Below are 21,734 nucleotides of genomic sequence, written 5' to 3'. Positions count from 1 at the left end.
TGTATTTAGCGGCGTTTCGTCAACCGCTTGGCGGTCTTGGCGCTCTTTTTCGTGGCCTTTTTGGCCACTTTTCGGGTCTTGGCAGCTTTGGTTCCCGCGGCCCGGGTTTTGGCCTTGGCGGCGGGCTTTTTACCGCCCTTCGCAGCCTTGCCAGCCGGTTTCGCGCCCTTTTTGGTCTTCCTGGCGGGTGCCTTGGCAGCCTTCCCGGCGGCCTTTTTTGCGCCCTTGGCCTTACCGGCCTTGGAGGACTTCTGAACGGCGGCCTTCTTGGCGGACTTGGCAGCCGAATCGGCTTCCAGCGCCGCCAGCACCCGGTTGATCGCCGCCGTCACCTGCTCGATGGTCATCATGCCGTCGATGGTGATCAGCTTGCGCTTCTCCGAGTAGTAGTGAACCAGCGGCTCGGTCTGGGCGCGGTAGCTGGCCAGGCGCTTCGAGAGCACCTCCGGCGTATCGTCGATCCGGACCTCTTCGCCGCGCTCGCGCATCTGCGCGACGCGGGTCTCGACCCGCTCCAGCAGCGCACTCTCGTTCACGCGCAGTTCGACAACGGCGTCCAGCTTGAGGTGTTTCTTCTTGAGCAGTTCGTCCAGCGCCTGCGCCTGCGGCACGGTGCGCGGAAAGCCGTCGAGGATGAAGCCCTTCCTCGCGTCCGGCTCTTCGATGCGGTCGGCGATGATTCCGACCACCACATCGTCAGGCACCAGCGCGCCGCTGGCCATGATGTCCTTCGCCTTGAGGCCGACCGGCGTTCCGGCTGCGACAGCGGCACGCAGCATCTCGCCGGTGGAGAGCTGAACGATACCGTGCTTTTGAACCAGTCGATGCGCCTGCGTTCCCTTGCCCGCCCCCGGCGGCCCGAGAAGAATCAACCTCATTTACGGCGGCCCCTCAGTTTCGATTTACGGATCAACCCTTCGTACTGGTGCGCCAGCAGATAGCCCTGCACCTGGGCGACCGTATCCATCGTCACACTGACGACGATCAGAAGCGAGGTACCGCCGAGATAGAACGGCACCGACGCGTAAGAGATCAGAATTTCCGGGATCAGACAGACGACCGCGAGATAGATCGCACCGATCACGGTGATGCGCGACAGCACGTAGTCGATGTACTCGGCGGTGCGTTCACCCGGACGGATGCCCGGAATAAAACCGCCATGCTTCTTGAGATTGTCGGCGGTCTCGGTCGGATTGAACACGATCGCCGTATAGAAGAACGCGAAGAACACGATCATCGCGAGATAGAGAACGAGGAACAGCGGACGGCCGTGGCTGAGCTGGGTCGTCAGCCACTGGAACCACTCCGGTCCCTTCCCTGCGTTGAAGCTCGCGATCGTGGTCGGCAGCAGCAGAAGCGACGATGCGAAGATCGGCGGAATGACGCCCGCGGTGTTGAGCTTGAGCGGCAGATGCGAGGACTGGCCCTCGAACATCTTGTTGCCGACCTGGCGCTTCGGATACTGGATCAGCAGCCGGCGCTGCGCGCGCTCGACGAACACGATCAGCATGATGACCGCAACGGCCATGATGATGATCGCGAGGATCAGGAAGGTCGACAGCGCACCCTGACGGCCGAGTTCGAGCGTACCGGCGATCGCCGACGGCAGTTCGGCGACGATGCCGGCCAGAATGATCAGCGAGATGCCGTTGCCGATGCCGCGCGAGGTGATCTGCTCGCCGAGCCACATCAGGAACATGGTGCCGCCGGTCAGCGTGATGACCGTGGAGATGCGGAAGAACATGCCCGGATCGGACACCACATTGCCCGCGCCTTCGAGACCGACGGCGATGCCGTAAGCCTGGAACGCTGCAAGAATGACGGTGAGATAGCGGGTGTACTGGTTGATCTGCTTGCGGCCCGATTCACCCTCTTTCTTGAGGGCCTCGAGCTGCGGCGAAACAGTCGTCAGCAACTGAAGGATAATCGATGCCGAGATGTACGGCATGATGTTCAGCGCGAAGATCGCCATGCGGTGGATGCCGCCGCCGGCGAACATGTTGAACATGCCGAGAATGCCGCCGGCCTGCGACTTGAACACCTGCTCCCAGATGTTCGGGTCGATACCCGGCAGCGGGATGTAGGTGCCCAGCCGATAAACAAGCAGCGCACCCAGTGTGAACCAGATGCGCTTCTTGAGTTCGTCAGCCTTTGCGAATGCCGCGAAGTTGAGGTTTGCCGCCAGTTGTTCCGCTGCAGAGGCCATCCGAGGCTCCGATCCTTCTATTCGTCAGTACCGAGCCTTAAGCGGCCCGGGCACCTGCGATTTTTAAGACTTCGCACGACCATATAGGAAGTCTTGTCGCGGGTGCCGGTCACAAAGGCGGGATCGGTCGAACCTTACGAGGCCTTCCTGTTCGGCTTCTTGGCAGCAGCCTTCTGGGCGGCAGCGTCCTTCGCCGGAGCCAGGATCTTCACCGAACCGCCAGCCTTCTCGACTGCCTCGATCGCGGACTTGGTCGCGCCGTGCACTTCGATGTTGAGCTTGGCCTTGAGTTCGCCGCGGCCGAGCAGCCGCACGCCGTCCTTCGAACGGCGCAGGAGTCCGGACTTCACCAGCGACTCCGCGTTGACTGTCGCGCTCGCATCGAGCTTCTTGGCATCGATGGCTTCCTGAAGACGGTCGAGGTTGACCTCGGTCAGGTCGAGCCGGAAGATGTTGTTGAAGCCGCGCTTCGGCAGACGACGATGCAGCGGCATCTGGCCGCCCTCGAAGCCCTTGATGCGCACGCCCGAACGCGCGGTCTGGCCCTTGCCGCCGCGGCCTGCCTGCTTACCCTTGCCGGAGCCAATGCCACGGCCAACGCGCATGCGCTTCTTGCGCGAGCCGCTGTTGTCGGCGATCTCATTGAGCTTCATCGCTTGCTTCCTTACTTCTCGTCGACGACGCGAACGAGGTGCTTGACCCGGTCGATCATGCCGCGAACCGCAGGCGAATCCTGCAATTCAGAGACACGGCCGATCTTGTTGAGACGCAGACCGATCAGCGTCGCACGCTGCGCGGCCTGACGGCGGATCGGGCTACCCGTCTGCTCGACCTTGATGGTTTTCGTTGCGGCCTTGGCCATTGTCCTAACTCCAAAACGTCTTTTCAGACTGGCATGATCCTATCGGAAAACCGGAAGACCGCTTTTCCGGATCACGCCCTAGTTATTCCGCGACAGCTTCCGCGTCGCCGCCGACGCGGCGGGACTGCAACGTGGAAACCTTGATGTTGCGGCGGTTTGCAACCGAACGCGGCGAATCCTGATGCTTCAGCGCATCGAACGTCGCGCGAACCATGTTGTAGGGGTTCGACGAGCCGATCGACTTCGCCACCACGTCCTGGATGCCGAGCGTCTCGAACACGGCGCGCATCGGGCCGCCCGCGATGATGCCGGTACCGGCCGGAGCTGCGCGCAGGTAAACGCGGCCAGCGCCGTGACGGCCAGCAATATCGTGATGCAGCGTGCGGCCTTCGCGCAGAGCAACGCGCGTCAGGTTGCGCTTGGCCGACTCGGTCGCCTTGCGGATCGCTTCAGGCACTTCGCGCGCCTTGCCGTGGCCGAAACCGACCCGGCCCTTCTGATCGCCGATGACGACCAGAGCCGCGAAACCGAAGCGCTTGCCGCCCTTGACGACCTTCGCCACACGATTGATGTGGACGAGCTTGTCGACGAACTCGCTGTCGCGCTCTTCCCGATCCCGACCGCCCCGCTCGCGTCCACCGCGTTCGCGTTCACCTGCCATGGTGTTTTCCAATCCTTGTGAGGCTCGCGCCTCTGACCTTGTGTCCGTTCAAACCAATTTCAAAGGCTGAGCTTAGAAGCTCAAGCCGCTTTCACGCGCGGCTTCGCCGAGCGCCTTGACGCGGCCGTGGTAGAGATAGCCACCACGGTCGAAAACCACTTCCTTGACGCCGTTCTTCACAGCGCGCTCTGCGAGCAGCTTGCCGACAGCCTTCGCTGCGTCGATGTTCGCGCCGGTCTTGCCGGCATCGCGCATCGTCTTTTCCAGCGACGAGGCCGAAGCCAGCGTCTCGCCCTTCAGGTCGTCGATGACCTGAGCGTAGATGTGCTTCGACGAACGGAACACCGACAGGCGCGGACGCCCGTTCGCCGTCCGGCGCAGCGCGAGACGTACGCGCTGCTTGCGCCGGGCATTCGTGACCTTGAGTTTCGACATGACCGGCTCCGTTACTTCTTCTTGCCTTCCTTGCGGAAGATAAACTCGTTGGCGTACTTCACGCCCTTGCCCTTGTAGGGCTCCGGCGGACGATAGCTGCGGATCTCGGCGGCGACCTGGCCGACGCGCTGGCTGTCGTTGCCGACGATGGTGATTTCGGTCGGCTTCGGCACGGTGATCGTGATCCCTTCCGGGATCGGGTAGATCACGTCGTGGCTGTAGCCGAGCGCGAGCTGCAGGTTCTTGCCCTGCAACGCGGCGCGGTAACCGACGCCGGTGATTTCCAGCTTCTTCTCGAAGCCCTTGGTGACGCCTTCGACCAGATTCGCGATCTGGGCGCGAGCGGTGCCGTACAGCGAGCGCGCGCGCTTGGTCTCGAAGCGCGGCGCAACTGTGATCGCGCCGTCCTTCATCTGGACCGAAACGTCGTCATGCACGACAAACTGAAGAGCGCCCTTCGGGCCCTTCATCTTGACGGTCTGCCCTTCGATATTCGCGGTGACGCCGGAGGCGATCGCGACGGGCTTTTTGCCTACGCGTGACATTGGTCTTCCTTCCTTAGAACACCGTGAAGAGAACTTCGCCGCCCACGTTCGCGTCGCGCGCGTCGTGGTCAGCCATGATTCCCTTCGGCGTCGACAGAACCGAGATGCCAAGACCGTTGCGGACGCGCGGCAGGTTCTTGACCGACGCGTAAACCCGGCGACCTGGCTTCGACACGCGCTCGATCTCCTTGATGACCGGCTCGCCGTCGAAATACTTCAGTTCGATTTCCAGCTCGTTGTGGCCGCCGGCATGCTCGACCGCTGCGTAACCGCGGATGTAACCCTCGGTCTTCAGCACTTCGAGAACGTTGGCGCGCATCTTCGAGCCCGGGGTCGAAACCTTGGACTTGTTGCGCATCTGCGCATTGCGGATGCGGGTGATGAGATCGCTGATAGGATCGTGCGTAGACATGTCCGACCCTCCCCTTACCAGCTCGACTTCACGAGGCCCGGGATCAGGCCCTTTGAGCCATAATCACGGATCGCGATGCGGCTCATCTTGGTCTTGCGATAGACCGCGTGAGGACGTCCGCTGATTTCGCAACGGTTGTGAACGCGGGTCGCCGACGAATTGCGCGGCATCTCGGCGAGCTTGATCGTCGCCGCGAAACGCTCTTCCATCGGCTTGTTCTTGTCGGCGATGATCGCCTTCAAGCGGGCGCGCTTGGCCGCAGCGTTCTTCGTCATCTTCTGACGCCGGTTATTCTTCTCGACTGAACTTTTCTTCGCCATACGAGTAGTCTCCATACCTTTCCGCGTTTGAGACGCTGACTAGTTCAGTGTCTCACTGCCGGAACGGAAAATTGAATGCGGTCAGCAACGCGCGCGCCTCATCGTCTGTGGTCGCGGTGGTGCAGATCGTAATGTCCATGCCCCAGGTCTCGCCCGACTTGTCGTAGTCGATTTCCGGGAACACCAGATGCTCCTTGAGGCCGAGGGAGTAATTGCCCTTGCCGTCGAAGCTCTTCGGATTGAGGCCGCGGAAGTCGCGGACACGAGGCAGCGCGATGTTCACAAGACGGTCGACGAAGTCGTACATCTTGGACTTGCGCAGCGTGACCTTGGCGCCGATGGCCTGGCCTTCACGCAGCTTGAAAGTCGCGATCGCCTTGCGCGAATGGGTGACGACCGGCTTCTGGCCGGCGATCAGCGCGAGATCGGCGGCAGCCAGTTCGACCTTCTTGCGGTCGTTGACGGCCTCGCCGATGCCCATGTTGAGCACGACCTTCTCCAGCGCCGGCACCTGCATGGCGTTCGCATAACCGAACTGCTCGACCAGCTTGCCGCGGATGTCCTTGTCGTAAACCGCGCGAAGGCGCGGAACGTATGCGGTCTCAGCCATTGATCTCTGCTCCCGAGCGCTTCTCAACGCGCACCTTGGTGCCATCCTTCTGAATCTTGAAACCGACGCGGGTCGGCTTGCCGTCCTTGCCGACGAGCGCGATGTTCGACAGATGGATCGGGGCTTCCTTCGTGATGATGCCGCCCTCCTGCGCCTGCGTCTGCTTCTGGTGACGCTTCACCAGGTTGACGCCGCGCACGAGCGCCTTGCTCTCGGAAGGACGCACTTCAAACACTTCGCCGGTCCGGCCCTTGTCGCGGCCGTTCAGCACGATGACCTTGTCACCCTTGCGGATCTTGGCAGCCATTACAGCACCTCCGGCGCAAGCGAGATGATCTTCATGTGGTTCTTGGCGCGAAGCTCGCGCGGCACCGGCCCGAAGATACGGGTGCCGACCGGCTCGGACTGGTTGTTGATCAACACAGCCGCGTTGCGGTCGAACCGGATGACGGAGCCGTCAGCGCGGCGAATATCCTTCGCAACGCGAACGACGACGGCCTTCATCACGTCGCCCTTCTTCACCTTTCCGCGTGGAATGGCTTCCTTGATCGAGACGACGATGATGTCGCCCACCGTTGCATAGCGGCGCTTGGAACCTCCAAGAACCTTGATGCACATGACACGGCGCGCGCCGGAATTATCGGCCACGTCGAGGTTGGTCTGCATCTGAATCATTGATGCACCTCGTCCTCTTTCTGATGCGCGAAGTTGCGCTTAAGCTGTTTTCTTGTCGCTCTGAACAACCGTCCAGCGCTTCAATTTCGAGAGTGGTTTGCTTTCTTCGATCCAGACCGTGTCGCCTGCCTTGAACTGGTTGTTCTCGTCATGCGCATGGTAGTTCTTGGACCGGCGAACGGTCTTCTTGTAGATCGGGTGGGTGAAGCGGCGGTCGACACGCACGACAATGGTCTTGTCCTGCTTGTCGCTGACGACGACGCCCTGGAGAGTACGCTTCGGCATCTTTCGCCCCTTACTTCGTCTTGCCGTCGCGCTTCTGCGCGGCGATGGTCTTGATGCGTGCGATATCGCGGCGAGCCTCACGCAGGCGCGAGGTGTTCTCGAGCTGCCCGGTGGCGCGCTGGAAGCGCAGGTTGAACCGCTCCTTCTTCAGATTGAGGACGGCGTCGTCCATCTGATCGGGGCTCATCGCGCGGATATCTTCGATTTTGAGTTGGGCCATGATCGTTACTCCGCAATGCGCGCAACGAAGCGCGTCTTGATCGGCAGCTTGGCGGCGGCGAGCGACAATGCTTCCTTCGCGGTCTGCTGGGTCACGCCGTCGATCTCGAACATGATGCGGCCCGGCTTGACGCGGGCGACCCACAGTTCAGGCGTACCCTTGCCCGAGCCCATTCGCACTTCGGCAGGCTTCTTCGACACCGGAAGATCCGGGAACACGCGGATCCAGACGCGGCCGGCACGCTTCATGTGACGGGTCAGCGCGCGGCGGGCGGCTTCGATCTGACGCGCGGTGACGCGATCCGGCGCCATCGCCTTCAGGCCGAACTGGCCGAAAGACAACGTCGCACCCGACGAGGCGACGCCGTGAATACGGCCCTTATGCGCCTTGCGGAACTTTGTCTTCTTTGGTTGCATCATGGCTTACGCCCTCAAACCTTCTTCGAATTTCAATCAGGCTGCATCGCGACGTGACGGACGTCCGCTGTCGCCTTCAGCCATCTTCTTGTCCTGGGCCATCGGATCGTGCTCAAGGATTTCGCCCTTGAAGATCCAGACCTTCACGCCGCAGGTACCGAACGTCGTGAACGCGGTCGCAACCCCGTAATCGACATCGGCGCGCAGTGTGTGCAGCGGCACGCGGCCTTCGCGATACCATTCCATGCGCGCGATTTCGGCGCCGCCGAGACGGCCCGAGCAGTTGATGCGGATGCCTTCGGCGCCCAGACGCATCGCCGACTGAACGGCGCGCTTCATGGCGCGGCGGAACGCAACGCGGCGCTCGAGCTGCTGCGCGATCGATTCGGCGACCAGGGTCGCATCGAGCTCCGGCTTGCGGATTTCGATGATGTTGATCACGACGTCGGAGTCGGTGATCTCGGCGACCTTCTTCTTCAGCTTGTCGATGTCGGCGCCCTTCTTGCCGATCACGACGCCCGGACGCGCCGAGTGGATCGACACGCGGCACTTCTTGTGCGGGCGCTCGATCACGATGCGCGCGACGGCCGCCTGCTTAAGTTCCTTCATCAGCATTTCACGGATGCGGATGTCCTCATGGAGGAGCTTCGCATACTCGTTCTTGCCGGCGAACCAACGGGAATCCCAGGTCCGGTTGATGCCCAGACGCAGCCCGATTGGATTAATCTTCTGACCCATCGTTCTCTCCCGCCCTTAGGCGCTCGCCTCGGCCTCGACCTGACGAACGACGATCGTCAGCTGCGAGAACGGCTTAAAAACACGACCCGAACGGCCACGGCCGCGCGGTGCGAAACGCTTCATGACGATGCCGTTGCCAACATGCGCCTCAGCGACGACCAGAGCGTCGACATCGAGGTCATGGTTGTTTTCGGCGTTCGCAATCGCGGACTCCAGGCACTTCTTGACGTCGCCGGCGATCCGCTTGCGCGAGAACTGCAGGTCGGCGAGCGCAGACGATGCCTTCTTGCCGCGGATCAACTGCGCAACAAGGTTCAGCTTCTGCGGGCTGACGCGAAGCATGCGGGCTACCGCCTTTGCCTCGTTGTCCGGGAGAACCCGTTCGCGCTTTGGTTTGCTCATGACTAAGTCCTCAAGCCCTTACTTCTTGGCTTTCTTGTCGCCCGAATGGCCGTGGAAGGTCCGCGTCGGCGAAAACTCGCCGAACTTGTGACCGACCATTTCTTCGTTCACGGCAACCGGAACATGCTTCTGACCGTTGTAGACGCCGAAGGTGAGCCCCACGAACTGCGGGAGGATCGTCGAGCGGCGGCTCCAGATCTTGATAACGTCGTGACGGCCGGACGAACGCGCGGCATCTGCCTTCTTGAGCAGAGAGCCTTCAACGAACGGGCCTTTCCAGACTGAACGAACCATGTCCGGCGATCCTTACTTCTTCTTCCGCTTGTGGCGGCTGATGAGAATGAACTTGTTGGTCGACTTGTTTGAACGCGTCTTCTTGCCCTTGGTCGGCTTGCCCCACGGAGTAACCGGGTGACGGCCGCCCGAGGTGCGGCCTTCGCCGCCGCCGTGCGGATGGTCGACGGGGTTCATCACGACGCCGCGGTTATGCGGACGACGGCCCATCCAGCGCTTGCGACCGGCCTTGCCGATCGAGATGTTCATGTGGTCCGGGTTCGACACCGCACCGATGGTGGCGATGCAGCGGCCGTGAACCAGGCGCTGTTCGCCCGAGTTCAGACGCAGGATCACGAAATCATGGTCGCGGCCGACGATCTGGGCGTAGGTGCCCGCGGAACGGGCGATCTGGCCGCCCTTCCCGATCTTCAGCTCGACGTTGTGCACGATGGTGCCGACCGGCATGTTGCCGAGCGGCATGACGTTGCCCGGCTTCACGTCGACGTAGCTGCCGGCGACAACGGTGTCGCCAACGGCCAGACGCTGCGGCGCCAGGATGTAGGCCTGCTCGCCGTCGGCGTACTTGATCAGCGCGATAAACGCGGTGCGGTTCGGATCGTACTCGAGACGCTCGACCTTGGCCGGCACATCGACCTTCTTACGCTTGAAGTCGACGATGCGGTAAGCCTGCTTGTGGCCGCCGCCGCGGAAACGCACGGTGATACGGCCGGTATTGCCGCGTCCGCCGGACGAGTGCTTGCCTTCGGTCAAAGCCTTGACAGGCTTGCCCTTGTACAGCGCTGAACGATCGACCATCACCAGCTGGCGCTGGCCTGGCGTCGTGGGGTTGAATGTTTTCAATGCCATCGTCGTTCGCCTTACAGCCCGGTGGTCACGTCGATGCGGTGACCTTCTTCGAGGGTCACAACAGCGCGCTTGGTATCCGACTGAGAACCGAACTGGCCGCGGAAGACTTTCGTCTTGCCCTTGCGAACCAGCGTGTTGACGCTCTTCACCTTGACGTCGAACAGCTTCTCAATCGCGTCCTTGATCTGCGGCTTGGTCGCCTTCGACGCGACCTTGAACACAACCTTGTTGTGCTCGGAAGCCACGGTCGCCTTTTCGGTCACGACCGGCGCAACGATGATGTCGTAATGACGCGCATCCTGAGTCTTCATTTGAAGCGCGCCTCCAACGCATCGAGAGCGGCCTTGGTCAGAACGAGCTTCTGACGGCGCAGAATGTCATAGACGTTGATGCCCTGGATCGGCAGCACGTCGATGTGCGGAATGTTGCGCGCAGCCTGCGCGAAACCGGTGTTCACTTCCGCGCCGTCAATGATCAGCGCGTTGGTGATCTCCAGACCCGAGAAGTGTCCGAGCAGAGCCTTGGTCTTGGCGTCCTTCAGATCGGCATTTTCGATCACGATCAGACCACCGTCCTGAGCCTTCGCCGACAGGGCGTGCTTCAGGCCAAGCGCGCGGACCTTCTTCGGCAGATCGTGCGCATGCGAGCGAACGACCGGACCGAATGCACGGCCACCGCCGCGGAACTGCGGAACGCGAGCCGAACCGTGACGAGCACCGCCGGTGCCCTTCTGCTTGTACATCTTCTTGCCGGTGCGCCAGATTTCCGCACGGCCCTTGGCCTTGTGCGTACCAGCCTGACGCTTGGCGAGCTGCCAGTTGACGACGCGCTGGATCAGATCCTTGCGCGGCTCAAGGCCGAAGATCTCGTCCGAGAGCTGAACCGAACCGGCGGCTTTGCCTTCAAGGGTTGTGACCTTCAATTCCATCACGCGCCCTCCTCAGCCGGAGCCGCTTCAGGAGCAGCATCGGTTCCGCCAGCCAGCTTGAACTTGCCAGGCTTCGCAGCTTCCTTCGGAAGCGGCTTCTTCACCGCATCGCGCATCGTGATCCATCCGCCCTTGGAGCCGGGAACGGCGCCTTCGACGAGGACCAGACCGCGCGCAACGTCCGTCTGGACGACGCGCAGGTTCAGCGTGGTGATGCGATCGACGCCCATGTGGCCAGGCATCTTCTTGTTCTTGAAGGTCTTGCCGGGATCCTGACGGCCGCCGGTCGAACCGATCGAACGGTGCGAGACCGAGACGCCGTGGGTTGCGCGCAAGCCGCCGAAATTCCAGCGCTTCATACCGCCGGCGAAGCCCTTACCGACCGAGGTGCCCGTCACGTCGACGAACTGGCCGACAACGAAATGGTCCGCCTGGATTTCAGCGCCGACCGGGATCAGCGAATCTTCCGAGACGCGGAATTCCGCGACCTTGCGCTTCGGCTCGACCTTGGCGACGGCGAACTGGCCGCGCTCAGCCTTCGGCAGATAGACGCTTTTGCGCGAGCCCGAACCGAGCTGCAAAGCGACGTATCCATTCTTCTCGGTCGTGCGATGGCCAACAACCTGGCAATTGCCCAACTTGAGCACGGTCACAGGGATATGTTCACCGGTCTCCGTAAAGACCCGCGTCATCCCGACCTTTTGTGCGATCACTCCGGAGCGCATCGGCGTGCTTCCTGTTCTTTCTGTCCCGAGGGACTAACTAACTTATCTTGTGAGCATGACCCGGTCCGAAAACCGGTGCCCACCATTCGGGGTCATGCTCAGAGCTTGATCTCGACGTCGACACCGGCGGCGAGGTCGAGCTTCATCAGCGCGTCCACGGTCTGCGGGGTCGGATCGACGATATCGAGAAGGCGCTTGTGAGTGCGCATCTCGAACTGCTCGCGGCTCTTCTTGTCGACGTGCGGCGAACGGTTGACGGTGAACTTCTCGATGCGGGTCGGCAGCGGAATGGGTCCGCGAACCTGAGCACCGGTACGTTTTGCCGTGTTCACGATCTCGCGGGTCGACGTATCGAGAATCCGATGGTCGAACGCCTTGAGACGAATGCGAATATTCTGGCCGTTCATTGCCGTTTGTCTTTCTCTAAGAGCGAGTAGTGAGTGGTGAGCAGCGAGCAGTTACCTGCTCGCTACCCTCTATTCGCGTCTTTACTCGATGATGCTTGCGACGACGCCTGCACCCACGGTGCGGCCGCCTTCGCGGATAGCGAAGCGGAGCTTTTCTTCCATCGCGATCGGCACGATCAGGTGCACTTCCATCGCAATGTTGTCGCCCGGCATCACCATTTCGGTACCTTCCGGCAGGTGAACCACGCCCGTCACGTCGGTCGTGCGGAAGTAGAACTGCGGACGGTAGTTGGTGAAGAACGGGGTGTGACGTCCGCCCTCTTCCTTGGTGAGGATGTAAGCCTCAGCCTTGAACTTGGTGTGCGGCTTGACCGAACCCGGCTTGCAGAGAACCTGACCGCGCTCGACTTCTTCGCGCTTGGTGCCGCGGAGCAGCGCACCGATGTTGTCGCCAGCCTGGCCCTGATCGAGCAGCTTGCGGAACATTTCGACGCCGGTGACGGTGGTCTTCTGGGTGGCCTTCAGACCGACGATTTCGATTTCCTCGCCGACCTTCACGATGCCGCGCTCGACACGGCCGGTGACGACGGTGCCGCGGCCCGAGATCGAGAACACGTCTTCGACCGGCATCAAGAACGGCTGGTCGATCGGACGCTCCGGCTGCGGGATGTAGGCGTCAACGGCCTTCATCAGCTCCAGAACGGCGTCGTGGCCGAGCTTCGGATCCTTGTTTTCGAGAGCGGCAAGCGCCGAACCGCGAACGATCGGAATGTCGTCGCCCGGGAAGTTGTACTTCGAGAGCAGTTCACGGACTTCCATTTCCACGAGCTCAAGGAGCTCCGGATCGTCGACCATGTCGCACTTGTTCAGGAACACGACGAGCGCAGGAACGCCGACCTGACGGGCGAGCAGGATGTGCTCGCGGGTCTGCGGCATCGGGCCGTCAGCAGCGGACACGACCAGGATCGCGCCGTCCATCTGGGCAGCGCCGGTGATCATGTTCTTCACGTAGTCGGCGTGGCCGGGGCAGTCGACGTGAGCGTAGTGACGGTTCGGCGTCTCGTATTCGACGTGAGCGGTCGAAATGGTGATGCCGCGCGCCTTCTCTTCCGGCGCCTTGTCGATCTGATCGTAGGCCGTGAACGTAGCACCGCCAGCTTCAGCCAGAACCTTCGTAATCGCCGCGGTCAGCGACGTCTTGCCATGGTCGACGTGACCAATGGTGCCGATGTTGCAGTGGGGTTTCTTACGTTCGAATTTCTCTTTAGCCATGACGTTCTCCGTTCAACTTTGACTTACGTCAAAGAAATCAAGCAAACTTTTTCTGGACTTCTGCCGACACGTTTGCCGGCGCTTCAGCGTAGTGATCGAATTGCATCGTGAAGGTCGCGCGGCCCTGGCTCATCGAGCGCAGGTTGTTCACGTAACCGAACATGTTCATGAGCGGCACCATCGCGTTGATGACGTTAGCGTTGCCGCGCATGTCCTGACCCTGGATCTGGCCACGGCGAGAGTTGAGATCGCCGATCACCGAACCCGTATAATCTTCAGGGGTCACAACCTCGACCTTCATGATCGGCTCGAGGAGGACCGACTTGCCCTTCTGCAGCGCTTCGCGGAATGCAGCACGCGACGCGATTTCGAAGGCGAGCGCCGACGAGTCGACGTCGTGGTACTTGCCGTCCACGAGCTGGACCTTGACGTCAACCACCGGGAAGCCGGCAACGACGCCCGACCCCATCACGCTGTTGAGGCCCTTTTCGACGCCGGGGATGTATTCCTTCGGCACCGCGCCGCCGACGATCTTCGATTCGAACTCGTAACCGGCACCCGGCTCGTTCGGCTCGACGATGATCGACACTTCAGCGAACTGGCCCGTACCACCCGTCTGCTTCTTATGGGTGTACTTGACCTCGGCCCGCTTGGTGATCTTCTCGCGGAACGCAACCTGCGGCGCGCCGATGTTGGCGTCGACCTTATAGGTACGGCGGAGAATGTCGACCTTGATGTCGAGATGAAGTTCGCCCATGCCCTTCAGAATGGTCTGGCCGGACTCGTGATCGGTCGACACCCGGAACGACGGATCTTCCGCCGCGAGCTTCGCCAGAGCAACGCCCAGCTTTTCCTGATCGGCCTTCGACTTCGGCTCGATCGCGATTTCGATCACCGGCTCCGGGAATTCCATCTTTTCAAGGATGACCGGATGATCCGGATCGCACAGCGTGTCGCCGGTGCGGGCTTCCTTGAGGCCGGCCAGCGCGACGATGTCGCCAGCGTAGGCTTCCTTGATGTCTTCACGGTTGTTCGCATGCATCAGCAGCATGCGGCCGATACGCTCCTTCTTCTCGCGCGTCGAGTTGATGACGCCGGTGCCGCTCATAAGAACGCCCGAATAGATGCGGCAGAAGGTGATGGTGCCGACGAACGGGTCGTCCATGATCTTGAACGCGAGCAGAGCCAGCGGCTCCTTGTCGTCGGCCTTGCGCACGACTTCGTTGCCGTCCTCGTCGGTGCCCTTGATCGCAGGCACGTCGACCGGCGACGGGAGATAGTCGACCACGGCATCGAGGAGCGGCTGAACGCCCTTGTTCTTGAAGGCCGAGCCGCAGAGCACAGGATAGAACGCGCCGGTCAGCACCGCCTTGCGGATGAGCCGCTTCAGCGTCGCTTCGTCCGGCTCATTGCCGTCGAGGAACGCAGCCAGCGCGTCGTCGTCGAGCTCGACAGCGGCTTCGACGAGCTTCTCGCGGTACTCCTTCGCCTTGTCGGCGAGGTCGGCCGGAATTTCGACGACGTCGAACTTCGCGCCGAGCGCTTCGTTGTTCCAGACGTAGGCCTTCATGATCACGAGATCGACCATGCCCACGAAATTGTTTTCCGAACCGATCGGAAGCTGGATCGCAACCGGCTTCGCACCGAGGCGATCGATGATGTCCTGCAGACACTTGTAGAAGTCAGCGCCGGTCTTATCCATCTTGTTGGCGAAGACGATGCGCGGAACCCTGTACTTGTCGCCCTGGCGCCAGACGGTTTCGGTCTGCGGCTCAACGCCCTGGTTGGAGTCGAGAACGCAAACGGCGCCGTCGAGCACGCGCAGCGAACGCTCGACTTCGATGGTGAAGTCGACGTGGCCGGGGGTGTCGATGATATTCAGGCGCTTGCCGTTCCAGAACGCGGTGGTCGCAGCCGAGGTGATCGTGATGCCACGCTCCTGCTCCTGCTCCATCCAGTCCATCGTCGCGGCGCCTTCGTGCACTTCGCCGATCTTGTGGCTCTTGCCGGTGTAATAGAGGATGCGCTCAGTCGTCGTCGTCTTACCGGCGTCGATGTGCGCCATGATACCGAAATTACGGTAGTCCTCGATGGCATGTTGGCGGGGCATAGCGGCTGTCCTTAATTTCCGTTCGTTTCGCCGTTACCAGCGATAATGCGAGAAGGCACGGTTGGCTTCCGCCATCTTGTGCACGTCTTCACGCTTCTTGACCGCGTTGCCACGATTGTTCGACGCATCGAGCAGCTCAGCGGAGAGCCGTTCGGTCATCGTCTTCTCGTTGCGGCCACGCGCGGCCGTAATGATCCAGCGGATGCCCAGCGCCTGACGGCGGGTCGAGCGAACTTCGACCGGCACCTGGTAGGTGGCGCCACCGACGCGACGCGAGCGCACTTCGATGGTCGGCATGACGTTTTCCAGCGCCTGCTCGAACACCGGCAGCGGACCCTGCTTGGTCTTCTGCTCGATCATCTCGAGCGCACCGTAGACAATGCTTTCGGCGGCAGACTTCTTGCCGTCGTACATGATCGAATTCATGAACTTCGTGATGATGATGTTCCCGAACTTCGGATCCGGGTTCACTTCACGCTTTTCAGCCGAATGGCGACGCGACATCGTAAATGCTCCCGCTTACTTCGGACGCTTCGCGCCGTACTTCGAACGGCGCTGCTTGCGGTTCTTGACGCCCTGCGTATCGAGGACGCCGCGGAGAATGTGATAGCGCACGCCGGGCAAATCCTTGACGCGGCCGCCGCGGATCATGACCACCGAGTGCTCCTGAAGGTTGTGGCCTTCACCCGGAATGTAGCCGATGACCTCGAAGCCGTTGGTCAGGCGCACCTTCGCGACCTTACGAAGCGCCGAGTTGGGCTTCTTCGGAGTCGTCGTATAGACGCGCGTGCAAACGCCACGCTTCTGCGGCGACTGCTGCAGAGCTGGCACCTTCTTGCGCGACTTCTGCGCTTCGCGTGGATTCGCGATCAGCTGGTTGATCGTCGGCATCGTTCGCCTTCACCCTTGTTCGCGCGAAGCCTTGCAAGCTTCGCAAATTCATTCGGAGCCAACCGCCCCACTCGCTTCACGCCGGCAACCAGACTGGGGTTCTCGGTCCGCGCCGCGCACTCAACATGCGCAAAACGAAACGGCGCCATCCATTCGGGCTCCGAATGGAAAGCGCTTGAACGCCACAGAGGACCACAATCGAAACCGTGGTCATGCATCCGAGACTGATCTTTAAGGCGTGCGCAAAAGCGCGGTGGCCCGAGAGATCAATGTTGTCCTGGCATTGCCTGGCTAGTGCCGACAGCGTCTGAGCGACATTCGTCGAGGTTGGTGCCGATCCATCCGCAGAAAGCGGGCTGAAAAGGTGATCCGTTCCGACGCAGGGAAGCTCACCGCCTGTCGTGAAGTGGGCGGGTTTTATAAGCCATGCACACTCAAGTCAAGACTAAACGACATGCGAAAAGAGCAAGTGCCAGAGCCACTTCTGACACACCGCATGAAGCCGCGCAGTCGCCGATTGTGACACGGCACGCGAATCTTCACCGGGCAAAATCCCGCCGATTCTGCGCTCGCAAACCCGGCCCGGGCAGCCGCCCCGGACACCCGCGCAAGCCGCGAATCCCCGTTCGCATCCGGCAGAGCGGGCTCATCCCTCTCCGTCGATTCCGCTAATGTAGTTTAATTTCAATGGTTTAGAAGGATGGACGGAGATTGCGGTTTTAAAGGTTCGGCGCCAGCCGCCGCTTTGCCGGGATCAGGGAGGTGGCCCGCAGCCAGTCCCGCAGATCGCGCAGCCGCTCATAGCCGTACTGCCGGGCCGCCTCGAGGGCGAACACCAGCGAGCGAGTCGAGCCGACATCGACCACCGCATCGACCATGGTTTTCCGGCCGGTCCAGAGCTGGGCCATGAAGCTGCCCTCCGCCGAGCACGAATCGATGGCTTGTACATCCGTCGCGGTGAAAAGCTGCTCGGTCAGCTTGTCGATGAGGACAGCGCCCGGCGAGTACTTCGCAAACTCGCCGTCGAACGCGATTTTCCAGGTGTAGGCCGTTGGCCCACAATACATCAGCACCTGGGCGGCAATGACCCGCCCGTCGAGCCGCAGCAGGGCCACCGAAGCGTCGCCGTCCGCCGCAAGGTCCCCGATCAACCGCCGGGTAAACGCCGCGTCCCGTTCGCTGCAAAGAATCGCGGTGCCCTCGGCGCCCTTCCAGCTTCGCTTTTCGAGATCGAGGAACTGCTCGTACGCGGCCTTTGCCGCATCCACGTTGCGGTCGTTGACCACCTCAAGCGTGCCGAGAGCCGACAGCCTGTTCCAGTCCTGCCGAAGCTTCTTGCGGGTCGAGCCCGAATTCTTCACGCCCTTCTCCCGCGTCACCGACGGCCGCAAGGTCCGGGTCAGGGTCAGATGGGCGTGACGTTCATCCGCGATGGTTTTCTGAATCGCGGCATAGGCCTGCGAGTCGGCATCCATTTCCTTCAGGCTGACCACGTTGGGCAGCGCCGGATTGTTGCGGATCGCGGCAAAGAACGCGGGGACCACTTCGCCCGCAAAGGCAGGATCGATCACCGGCGTCGACAGGAATGCGTAGTTGAAGGGACGGGCCTCAAGCATCGCCGGCCAGAACATCATGACGCTGCGCTGCTGCAAGGCCCACAGACCCACGAGCCGCGCGGACTCGACGCCCTCCTCCCAGGCCAGCAGCACATAGACCGCCGCGAACATGGTGTCGAAAGCCGCCTTCAGCGCGACGGGATTCATGAATGCGTTGCCGGGCGCGCGCCGGATGAGATCATCCCACTGTGCGCTGATATCCTGGCCCGGTTTTGCGACCGTAACTGAAATCATGAAGGCCAAACCTGGGAAGCGCCTGGAAGCCGCATTCTCGCGGTGGCGGATTGCGAGGGCATGACTGTGATCCAAAACCAGGCTGCCCTACTCTGGTTCCATTAATGCTGCGGCGGCCAGTCGCAGGCAAGACGCAACCATTTTAATCGTTAATACCTGCGTTTTCGCGGCATTAACCTCACCGGACGTTCACCACGTTTGTTTCAAGCTTTAGTCGAGTTTGCAGCCGTAATGCTAAGCAGCTCAGATAGAGGCGAAACATGCGGCACACAGACATCGCCATCGTTGGCGGCGGACTTGCGGGATCGACCGCAGCGGCGATGCTGGGCCGCGCCGGCATCTCAGCGATCCTGGTCGATCCCCATAAAATCTATCCGCCCGACTTCCGCTGCGAAAAACTCGGCGGCTATCAGCTCGACCTGCTGCGCAAAACCGGCATCGCGGACGCAGTGCTTGCCGCCACCACGCTCGATCACAGCGCCTGGACCGCCCGGCTGGGCCGCCTGCTCGACAAGAAGCCGAGCGACCAGCACGGGATTATCTACGACGATCTCGTCAACACCGTCCGCCGCCAGATCCCCGGCAATGTCGATTTCATCGAGGCCAAGGTCACCGCCGTCGCAACCAGCGCCGATCGCCAGATGCTCACACTGTCGAACGGCGAAGAAATTTCCGCGCGGCTGATCGTACTGGCGAACGGCCTGAACATCGGCCTGCGTCACACCCTCGGCATCGAGCGCGAAGTGATCAGCCCGTGTCACTCCATCACCGTGGGCTTCAATGTCGTACCGGTCGGCCGGGAGACGTTTGAATTTCCGGCCCTGACCTATTTCACGGAGAATTCCGCGGCGCAGATGTCCTATCTGACGCTGTTCCCGATCGGCTCCGCCATGCGCGCCAACCTCATGGTCTATCGCGGGATGGATGATCCGTGGCTGCGCCGCATGCGCCAGACTCCCGAGGAGGCCATTCACGAACTGATGCCGAACCTTCGCGCCCTCTCCGGCGAGTTCAAGGTCGATGGCATCATCAAGATTCGTCCGGCCGATCTGTACATCACCAAGGGGCACCGGCAGGCGGGCATCGTCCTGGTCGGCGATGCGTTCTGCACGTCCTGTCCTGCTGCCGGCACCGGCACCGGAAAAGTGTTCATGGACGTGCAGCGTCTGTGCAACGCCTACATCCCGGCCTGGCTTGCCAGCGAGGGCATGGACGCGTCGAAGATTTCGCAGTTCTACGACGATCCGGAAAAGTGTGCGAACGACGCCTCTTCACAGCGTCAGGCCTACGATCTGCGTTCGATTTCCATCGATACCGGACTGCCGTGGCATGTCCGGCGCTGGGTCCGCTTCCTGCATCGCGCAGGCCTCGGCGCATTGCGTCATGTGCGCGAGACGCTGTCGGTCCAGCGGACGGCGCAGCCGTAACACTTCATCTCACATTTCAATTGAGATTGAATGAGCCTGCCTATCGTTCGACCCACCTCTCCCGTGGGGAGAGGTCGACTTCGCGACAGCGAAGTCGGGTGAGGGCGTAGAATCTCTCGATAGATTGAGGGCCCCTCACCCCACCCCTCTCCCCAATGGGGAGAGGGAGCAGATCTCGGGTGCCGCGATATTTCAATCAGCCGCAAAAAGCGCGATCACTCATCATCATCATCATCGTCGTCGTCATCCTCTGCCGGATGATGCGACTGATGAAGCTGGTCATCCCAGAGCTTCCGGTACATGCCGTTGGCCTTGAGCAGTTCGGCATGCGGACCGCGTTCGATGGCCTTGCCGTTGCTGATGACAATGATTTCGTCCATGTCGACCACCGACGTCAGCCGGTGGGTCGAGAAAATCATGGTGCGGCCCTTGGCGACCTTGAGCAGCGTGCGGTTGATCGCCGCCTCCGTGGTCTGGTCCAGCGCCGAGGTCGCTTCATCCAGCAGCAGCACTGACGGATTGCGGACAATGGCGCGCGCAATCGCGATGCGCTGGCGCTGGCCGCCGGACAGCGTATCGCCGCGCTCGCCGACCACCGTGTCGTACTTCTGCGGCAGCGTCATAATATATTGGTGAATCTCGGCCTTCTTCGCCGCATCCACGACCTCGGCATCCGTCGCGCCGTCCTTGCCGAGACGGATGTTCTCGCGGAGCGACATGTTGAACAGCATGTTCTCCTGGAACACCACCGCCATGCTCCTGCGCAGCGAATCGCGCGTGACCCTGCGGACATCGACGCCGTCGATGGTCACCTTGCCCTCGTTCGGCTCGTAGAGGCGCAGGATCAGATTGAGCAGCGTGCTCTTGCCGGAGCCGCTCGGCCCCACAATAGCGATGTTCTTCCCTGCGCCGATCTTGAGCGAGAGCCCGTCGAGCACCGTGGCGTCGCTGCCTTCATACTTGAAGACGACCCGGTCGAAGTTGATGTTGTCGGTGATGCGCGGCAAATCGGGCGCGCCGGGCCGGTCGGCGCCGCGCGTCGGCTCGTCGAGCAGTTCTTCCATATGCCGCACAGCCGCCGCCGCCTGAATCGCGACGGGAATGAAGTGCATCAGATGCGCGATGTTATAGGAAATTTCCCAGAACGCGCTTTCGAAGGTGACGAACGTTCCGATGGAAATCTTGCCGATGGTGGCGAGATATGCGCCGATCGCCAGCACGATCAGGTGCAGCAGCAGCACCGATACGGTAACGGTGCGCTCTACCATGGTCGACAGGAAGGTCGCATCGGCCATCGAGCGGCGCGCCGCGTTGTTGCGGAAGGAGAACCAGCCGAACGCCTTGCGTTGCAGGCCGAACGCCTTCACCACCATTTGCGCTGCGACGTTTTCCTGCACCACGCCGAGGATCGCGGACTCGTTGACCTTCTGCTCGTAGTTGGCCTGAACGGCCTTCGGGGTCAGGATGCGTGGGCCGATCAGCGTGATCGGAAAGATCAGGAGCGCCACGGCGGCGAGTTGCCAGTTCAGCCAGATCATCAGGCCGATGCCCGCGATCAGTTCGAGGAACGGCAGCGCCGCGCTGTTGGCGAAATGCTTGACCGAGGATTCGTAGCCCGCCATGTCGACGGAAAACCGCGACAGGATCTCGCCGCGCTTGGTGCGCCCGAAGAATGCCGCCGGCAGGTTCTGGACATGCTCGAACAGCCGGGAGCGGACATCGGAGATGACCGCCGCCGCCAGCCGCGCGTCCCAGCGCTCGTACCACACCGCAACGATGGATGTGATGATGCCCGCGGCAGCCAGCACGCCCAGAATAGTGTAGAGCGCCTGGAAATCTTCCTCGCCGAGCGCGTCGTCAATCAGGAACTTCAGGCTGAGCGGCATGATGACGTTGAACAACGTCTCGATGAAAAGGCCGATCGCGACGAAGCTGAGCCAGGTCTTGTAATTGCGCAGATGCGGCCAGGTGAACCGCCACAGGGTCGCGAACGCGCCCGCGGCCTCGCTCGCGGTAAAAGCGACGAGATCCTCGTCGTCGTCGTCCTCATCGTCGTCGATGTCGTCCGGCTCCGGGGGCAGAGGCATGTCGGCCTGAGCCGTCGCGGCAAGGCGCGCAGCTTCGTCGTCGAGCGGCTTGCCCGACCCTGCCTTGTCGGTATCCGGGGTGGTCGCCATCTAAAACCGTCGCTGCG

At 61.6% G+C, this 21,734-nt stretch carries 30 protein-coding genes; 1 reads left to right on the top strand and 29 read right to left on the bottom strand.

What is annotated here, in order from left to right:
• Positions 1-5 precede the first annotated feature (5 nt).
• The 28 genes from ACP7AL_RS10975 to ACP7AL_RS10840 all read right to left on the bottom strand — a co-directional run bounded on the left by ACP7AL_RS10975 (position 6) and on the right by ACP7AL_RS10840 (position 18,113).
• Positions 6-878, bottom strand: a complete 873-nt coding sequence (locus ACP7AL_RS10975; protein ID WP_425991206.1) for an adenylate kinase — start codon at positions 876-878, stop codon at positions 6-8.
• Positions 875-2,206: a preprotein translocase subunit SecY gene (gene secY, locus ACP7AL_RS10970; RefSeq protein WP_006021051.1), complete on the bottom strand. Its 1,332-nt coding sequence runs from the start codon at positions 2,204-2,206 to the stop codon at positions 875-877. Before secY ends, ACP7AL_RS10975 begins: the two co-directional genes overlap by 4 nt.
• Before the next feature lie 134 nt (positions 2,207-2,340).
• Positions 2,341-2,859 (bottom strand): 50S ribosomal protein L15, encoded by a 519-nt coding sequence (gene rplO / locus ACP7AL_RS10965; protein ID WP_024920149.1) that lies wholly within the window; start codon positions 2,857-2,859, stop codon positions 2,341-2,343.
• An 11-nt stretch (positions 2,860-2,870) separates the two neighbouring features.
• Positions 2,871-3,068: a 50S ribosomal protein L30 gene (rpmD, locus tag ACP7AL_RS10960; RefSeq protein WP_006021053.1), complete on the bottom strand. Its 198-nt coding sequence runs from the start codon at positions 3,066-3,068 to the stop codon at positions 2,871-2,873.
• Positions 3,069-3,150: 82 nt separating this feature from the next.
• Complete coding sequence (rpsE, locus tag ACP7AL_RS10955) at positions 3,151-3,729, bottom strand: 30S ribosomal protein S5 (protein WP_006021054.1); 579 nt, start codon at positions 3,727-3,729, stop codon at positions 3,151-3,153.
• A gap of 72 nt (positions 3,730-3,801) precedes the next feature.
• Positions 3,802-4,164 (bottom strand): 50S ribosomal protein L18, encoded by a 363-nt coding sequence (rplR, locus tag ACP7AL_RS10950; protein WP_006021055.1) that lies wholly within the window; start codon positions 4,162-4,164, stop codon positions 3,802-3,804.
• Between the two features lie 11 nt (positions 4,165-4,175).
• The gene (gene rplF / locus ACP7AL_RS10945; protein ID WP_006021056.1) at positions 4,176-4,709 is read right to left on the bottom strand and encodes a 50S ribosomal protein L6; all 534 of its coding nucleotides are present in this window, start codon (positions 4,707-4,709) and stop codon (positions 4,176-4,178) included.
• Positions 4,710-4,722: 13 nt separating this feature from the next.
• Positions 4,723-5,121 carry a 30S ribosomal protein S8 gene (rpsH, locus tag ACP7AL_RS10940; protein WP_006021057.1) on the bottom strand — a complete coding sequence of 133 codons (399 nt, stop codon included), beginning with the start codon at positions 5,119-5,121 and terminating at the stop codon, positions 4,723-4,725.
• A gap of 14 nt (positions 5,122-5,135) precedes the next feature.
• Positions 5,136-5,441 carry a 30S ribosomal protein S14 gene (gene rpsN, locus ACP7AL_RS10935; RefSeq protein WP_006021058.1) on the bottom strand — a complete coding sequence of 102 codons (306 nt, stop codon included), beginning with the start codon at positions 5,439-5,441 and terminating at the stop codon, positions 5,136-5,138.
• Positions 5,442-5,493: 52 nt separating this feature from the next.
• Positions 5,494-6,051: a 50S ribosomal protein L5 gene (gene rplE, locus ACP7AL_RS10930; protein ID WP_006021059.1), complete on the bottom strand. Its 558-nt coding sequence runs from the start codon at positions 6,049-6,051 to the stop codon at positions 5,494-5,496.
• Positions 6,044-6,358, bottom strand: coding sequence for a 50S ribosomal protein L24 (gene rplX / locus ACP7AL_RS10925; RefSeq protein WP_006021060.1), 315 nt, complete (start codon positions 6,356-6,358; stop codon positions 6,044-6,046). Before rplX ends, rplE begins: the two co-directional genes overlap by 8 nt.
• Positions 6,358-6,726 carry a 50S ribosomal protein L14 gene (gene rplN, locus ACP7AL_RS10920; RefSeq protein ID WP_002712291.1) on the bottom strand — a complete coding sequence of 123 codons (369 nt, stop codon included), beginning with the start codon at positions 6,724-6,726 and terminating at the stop codon, positions 6,358-6,360. The genes rplX and rplN overlap by 1 nt, the downstream gene beginning before the upstream one ends.
• 39 nt (positions 6,727-6,765) lie before the next feature.
• Entirely contained in the window at positions 6,766-7,011 is a 246-nt protein-coding gene (rpsQ, locus tag ACP7AL_RS10915) for a 30S ribosomal protein S17 (RefSeq protein ID WP_425991200.1), read from the bottom strand.
• 10 nt (positions 7,012-7,021) lie between these two features.
• Positions 7,022-7,231 (bottom strand): 50S ribosomal protein L29, encoded by a 210-nt coding sequence (gene rpmC / locus ACP7AL_RS10910; protein ID WP_006021062.1) that lies wholly within the window; start codon positions 7,229-7,231, stop codon positions 7,022-7,024.
• Between the two features lie 5 nt (positions 7,232-7,236).
• Positions 7,237-7,650: a 50S ribosomal protein L16 gene (rplP, locus tag ACP7AL_RS10905; protein ID WP_006021063.1), complete on the bottom strand. Its 414-nt coding sequence runs from the start codon at positions 7,648-7,650 to the stop codon at positions 7,237-7,239.
• A gap of 33 nt (positions 7,651-7,683) precedes the next feature.
• Positions 7,684-8,385: a 30S ribosomal protein S3 gene (rpsC, locus tag ACP7AL_RS10900; protein WP_006021064.1), complete on the bottom strand. Its 702-nt coding sequence runs from the start codon at positions 8,383-8,385 to the stop codon at positions 7,684-7,686.
• A gap of 15 nt (positions 8,386-8,400) precedes the next feature.
• Complete coding sequence (gene rplV / locus ACP7AL_RS10895; RefSeq protein WP_006021065.1) at positions 8,401-8,787, bottom strand: 50S ribosomal protein L22; 387 nt, start codon at positions 8,785-8,787, stop codon at positions 8,401-8,403.
• A gap of 18 nt (positions 8,788-8,805) precedes the next feature.
• Complete coding sequence (gene rpsS, locus ACP7AL_RS10890) at positions 8,806-9,081, bottom strand: 30S ribosomal protein S19 (RefSeq protein ID WP_002712297.1); 276 nt, start codon at positions 9,079-9,081, stop codon at positions 8,806-8,808.
• A 12-nt stretch (positions 9,082-9,093) separates the two neighbouring features.
• Positions 9,094-9,930, bottom strand: a complete 837-nt coding sequence (gene rplB / locus ACP7AL_RS10885) for a 50S ribosomal protein L2 (RefSeq protein WP_006021066.1) — start codon at positions 9,928-9,930, stop codon at positions 9,094-9,096.
• Positions 9,931-9,941: 11 nt separating this feature from the next.
• Positions 9,942-10,241: a 50S ribosomal protein L23 gene (locus ACP7AL_RS10880; RefSeq protein ID WP_006021067.1), complete on the bottom strand. Its 300-nt coding sequence runs from the start codon at positions 10,239-10,241 to the stop codon at positions 9,942-9,944.
• Positions 10,238-10,858, bottom strand: coding sequence for a 50S ribosomal protein L4 (gene rplD / locus ACP7AL_RS10875; RefSeq protein ID WP_024920148.1), 621 nt, complete (start codon positions 10,856-10,858; stop codon positions 10,238-10,240). Before rplD ends, ACP7AL_RS10880 begins: the two co-directional genes overlap by 4 nt.
• The gene (gene rplC, locus ACP7AL_RS10870) at positions 10,858-11,583 is read right to left on the bottom strand and encodes a 50S ribosomal protein L3 (RefSeq protein WP_006021069.1); all 726 of its coding nucleotides are present in this window, start codon (positions 11,581-11,583) and stop codon (positions 10,858-10,860) included. The genes rplD and rplC overlap by 1 nt, the downstream gene beginning before the upstream one ends.
• Before the next feature lie 98 nt (positions 11,584-11,681).
• Positions 11,682-11,990, bottom strand: coding sequence for a 30S ribosomal protein S10 (gene rpsJ, locus ACP7AL_RS10865; RefSeq protein ID WP_002712302.1), 309 nt, complete (start codon positions 11,988-11,990; stop codon positions 11,682-11,684).
• Between the two features lie 81 nt (positions 11,991-12,071).
• Positions 12,072-13,262, bottom strand: coding sequence for an elongation factor Tu (gene tuf / locus ACP7AL_RS10860; RefSeq protein ID WP_006021070.1), 1,191 nt, complete (start codon positions 13,260-13,262; stop codon positions 12,072-12,074).
• A gap of 37 nt (positions 13,263-13,299) precedes the next feature.
• The gene (fusA, locus tag ACP7AL_RS10855; RefSeq protein WP_006021071.1) at positions 13,300-15,372 is read right to left on the bottom strand and encodes an elongation factor G; all 2,073 of its coding nucleotides are present in this window, start codon (positions 15,370-15,372) and stop codon (positions 13,300-13,302) included.
• Between the two features lie 33 nt (positions 15,373-15,405).
• Entirely contained in the window at positions 15,406-15,876 is a 471-nt protein-coding gene (rpsG, locus tag ACP7AL_RS10850; protein WP_006021072.1) for a 30S ribosomal protein S7, read from the bottom strand.
• 15 nt (positions 15,877-15,891) lie between these two features.
• Entirely contained in the window at positions 15,892-16,263 is a 372-nt protein-coding gene (rpsL, locus tag ACP7AL_RS10845; protein ID WP_002712306.1) for a 30S ribosomal protein S12, read from the bottom strand.
• A gap of 719 nt (positions 16,264-16,982) precedes the next feature.
• Positions 16,983-18,113 (bottom strand): GNAT family N-acetyltransferase, encoded by a 1,131-nt coding sequence (locus ACP7AL_RS10840; RefSeq protein ID WP_425991192.1) that lies wholly within the window; start codon positions 18,111-18,113, stop codon positions 16,983-16,985.
• A 260-nt stretch (positions 18,114-18,373) separates the two neighbouring features.
• On the opposite strand from ACP7AL_RS10840, the gene ACP7AL_RS10835 reads away from it, so the two are divergent.
• Positions 18,374-19,540 carry an FAD-dependent oxidoreductase gene (locus tag ACP7AL_RS10835; protein ID WP_425991190.1) on the top strand — a complete coding sequence of 389 codons (1,167 nt, stop codon included), beginning with the start codon at positions 18,374-18,376 and terminating at the stop codon, positions 19,538-19,540.
• 215 nt (positions 19,541-19,755) lie between these two features.
• Here ACP7AL_RS10835 and ACP7AL_RS10830 read toward each other — a convergent pair whose 3' ends face one another.
• Entirely contained in the window at positions 19,756-21,717 is a 1,962-nt protein-coding gene (locus tag ACP7AL_RS10830; RefSeq protein ID WP_425991188.1) for an ABC transporter ATP-binding protein, read from the bottom strand.
• Positions 21,718-21,734: the final 17 nt, after the last annotated feature.

Origin of the sequence: Afipia sp. DC4300-2b1 (genome assembly GCF_049895725.1) — a bacterium.
In the GTDB taxonomy this organism is placed as follows: Bacteria; Pseudomonadota; Alphaproteobacteria; order Rhizobiales; family Xanthobacteraceae; genus Afipia; species Afipia broomeae.
The sequence above is the reverse complement of the archived record's forward strand: the minus strand, read 5'-3'. Positions and strand labels throughout refer to the sequence as shown.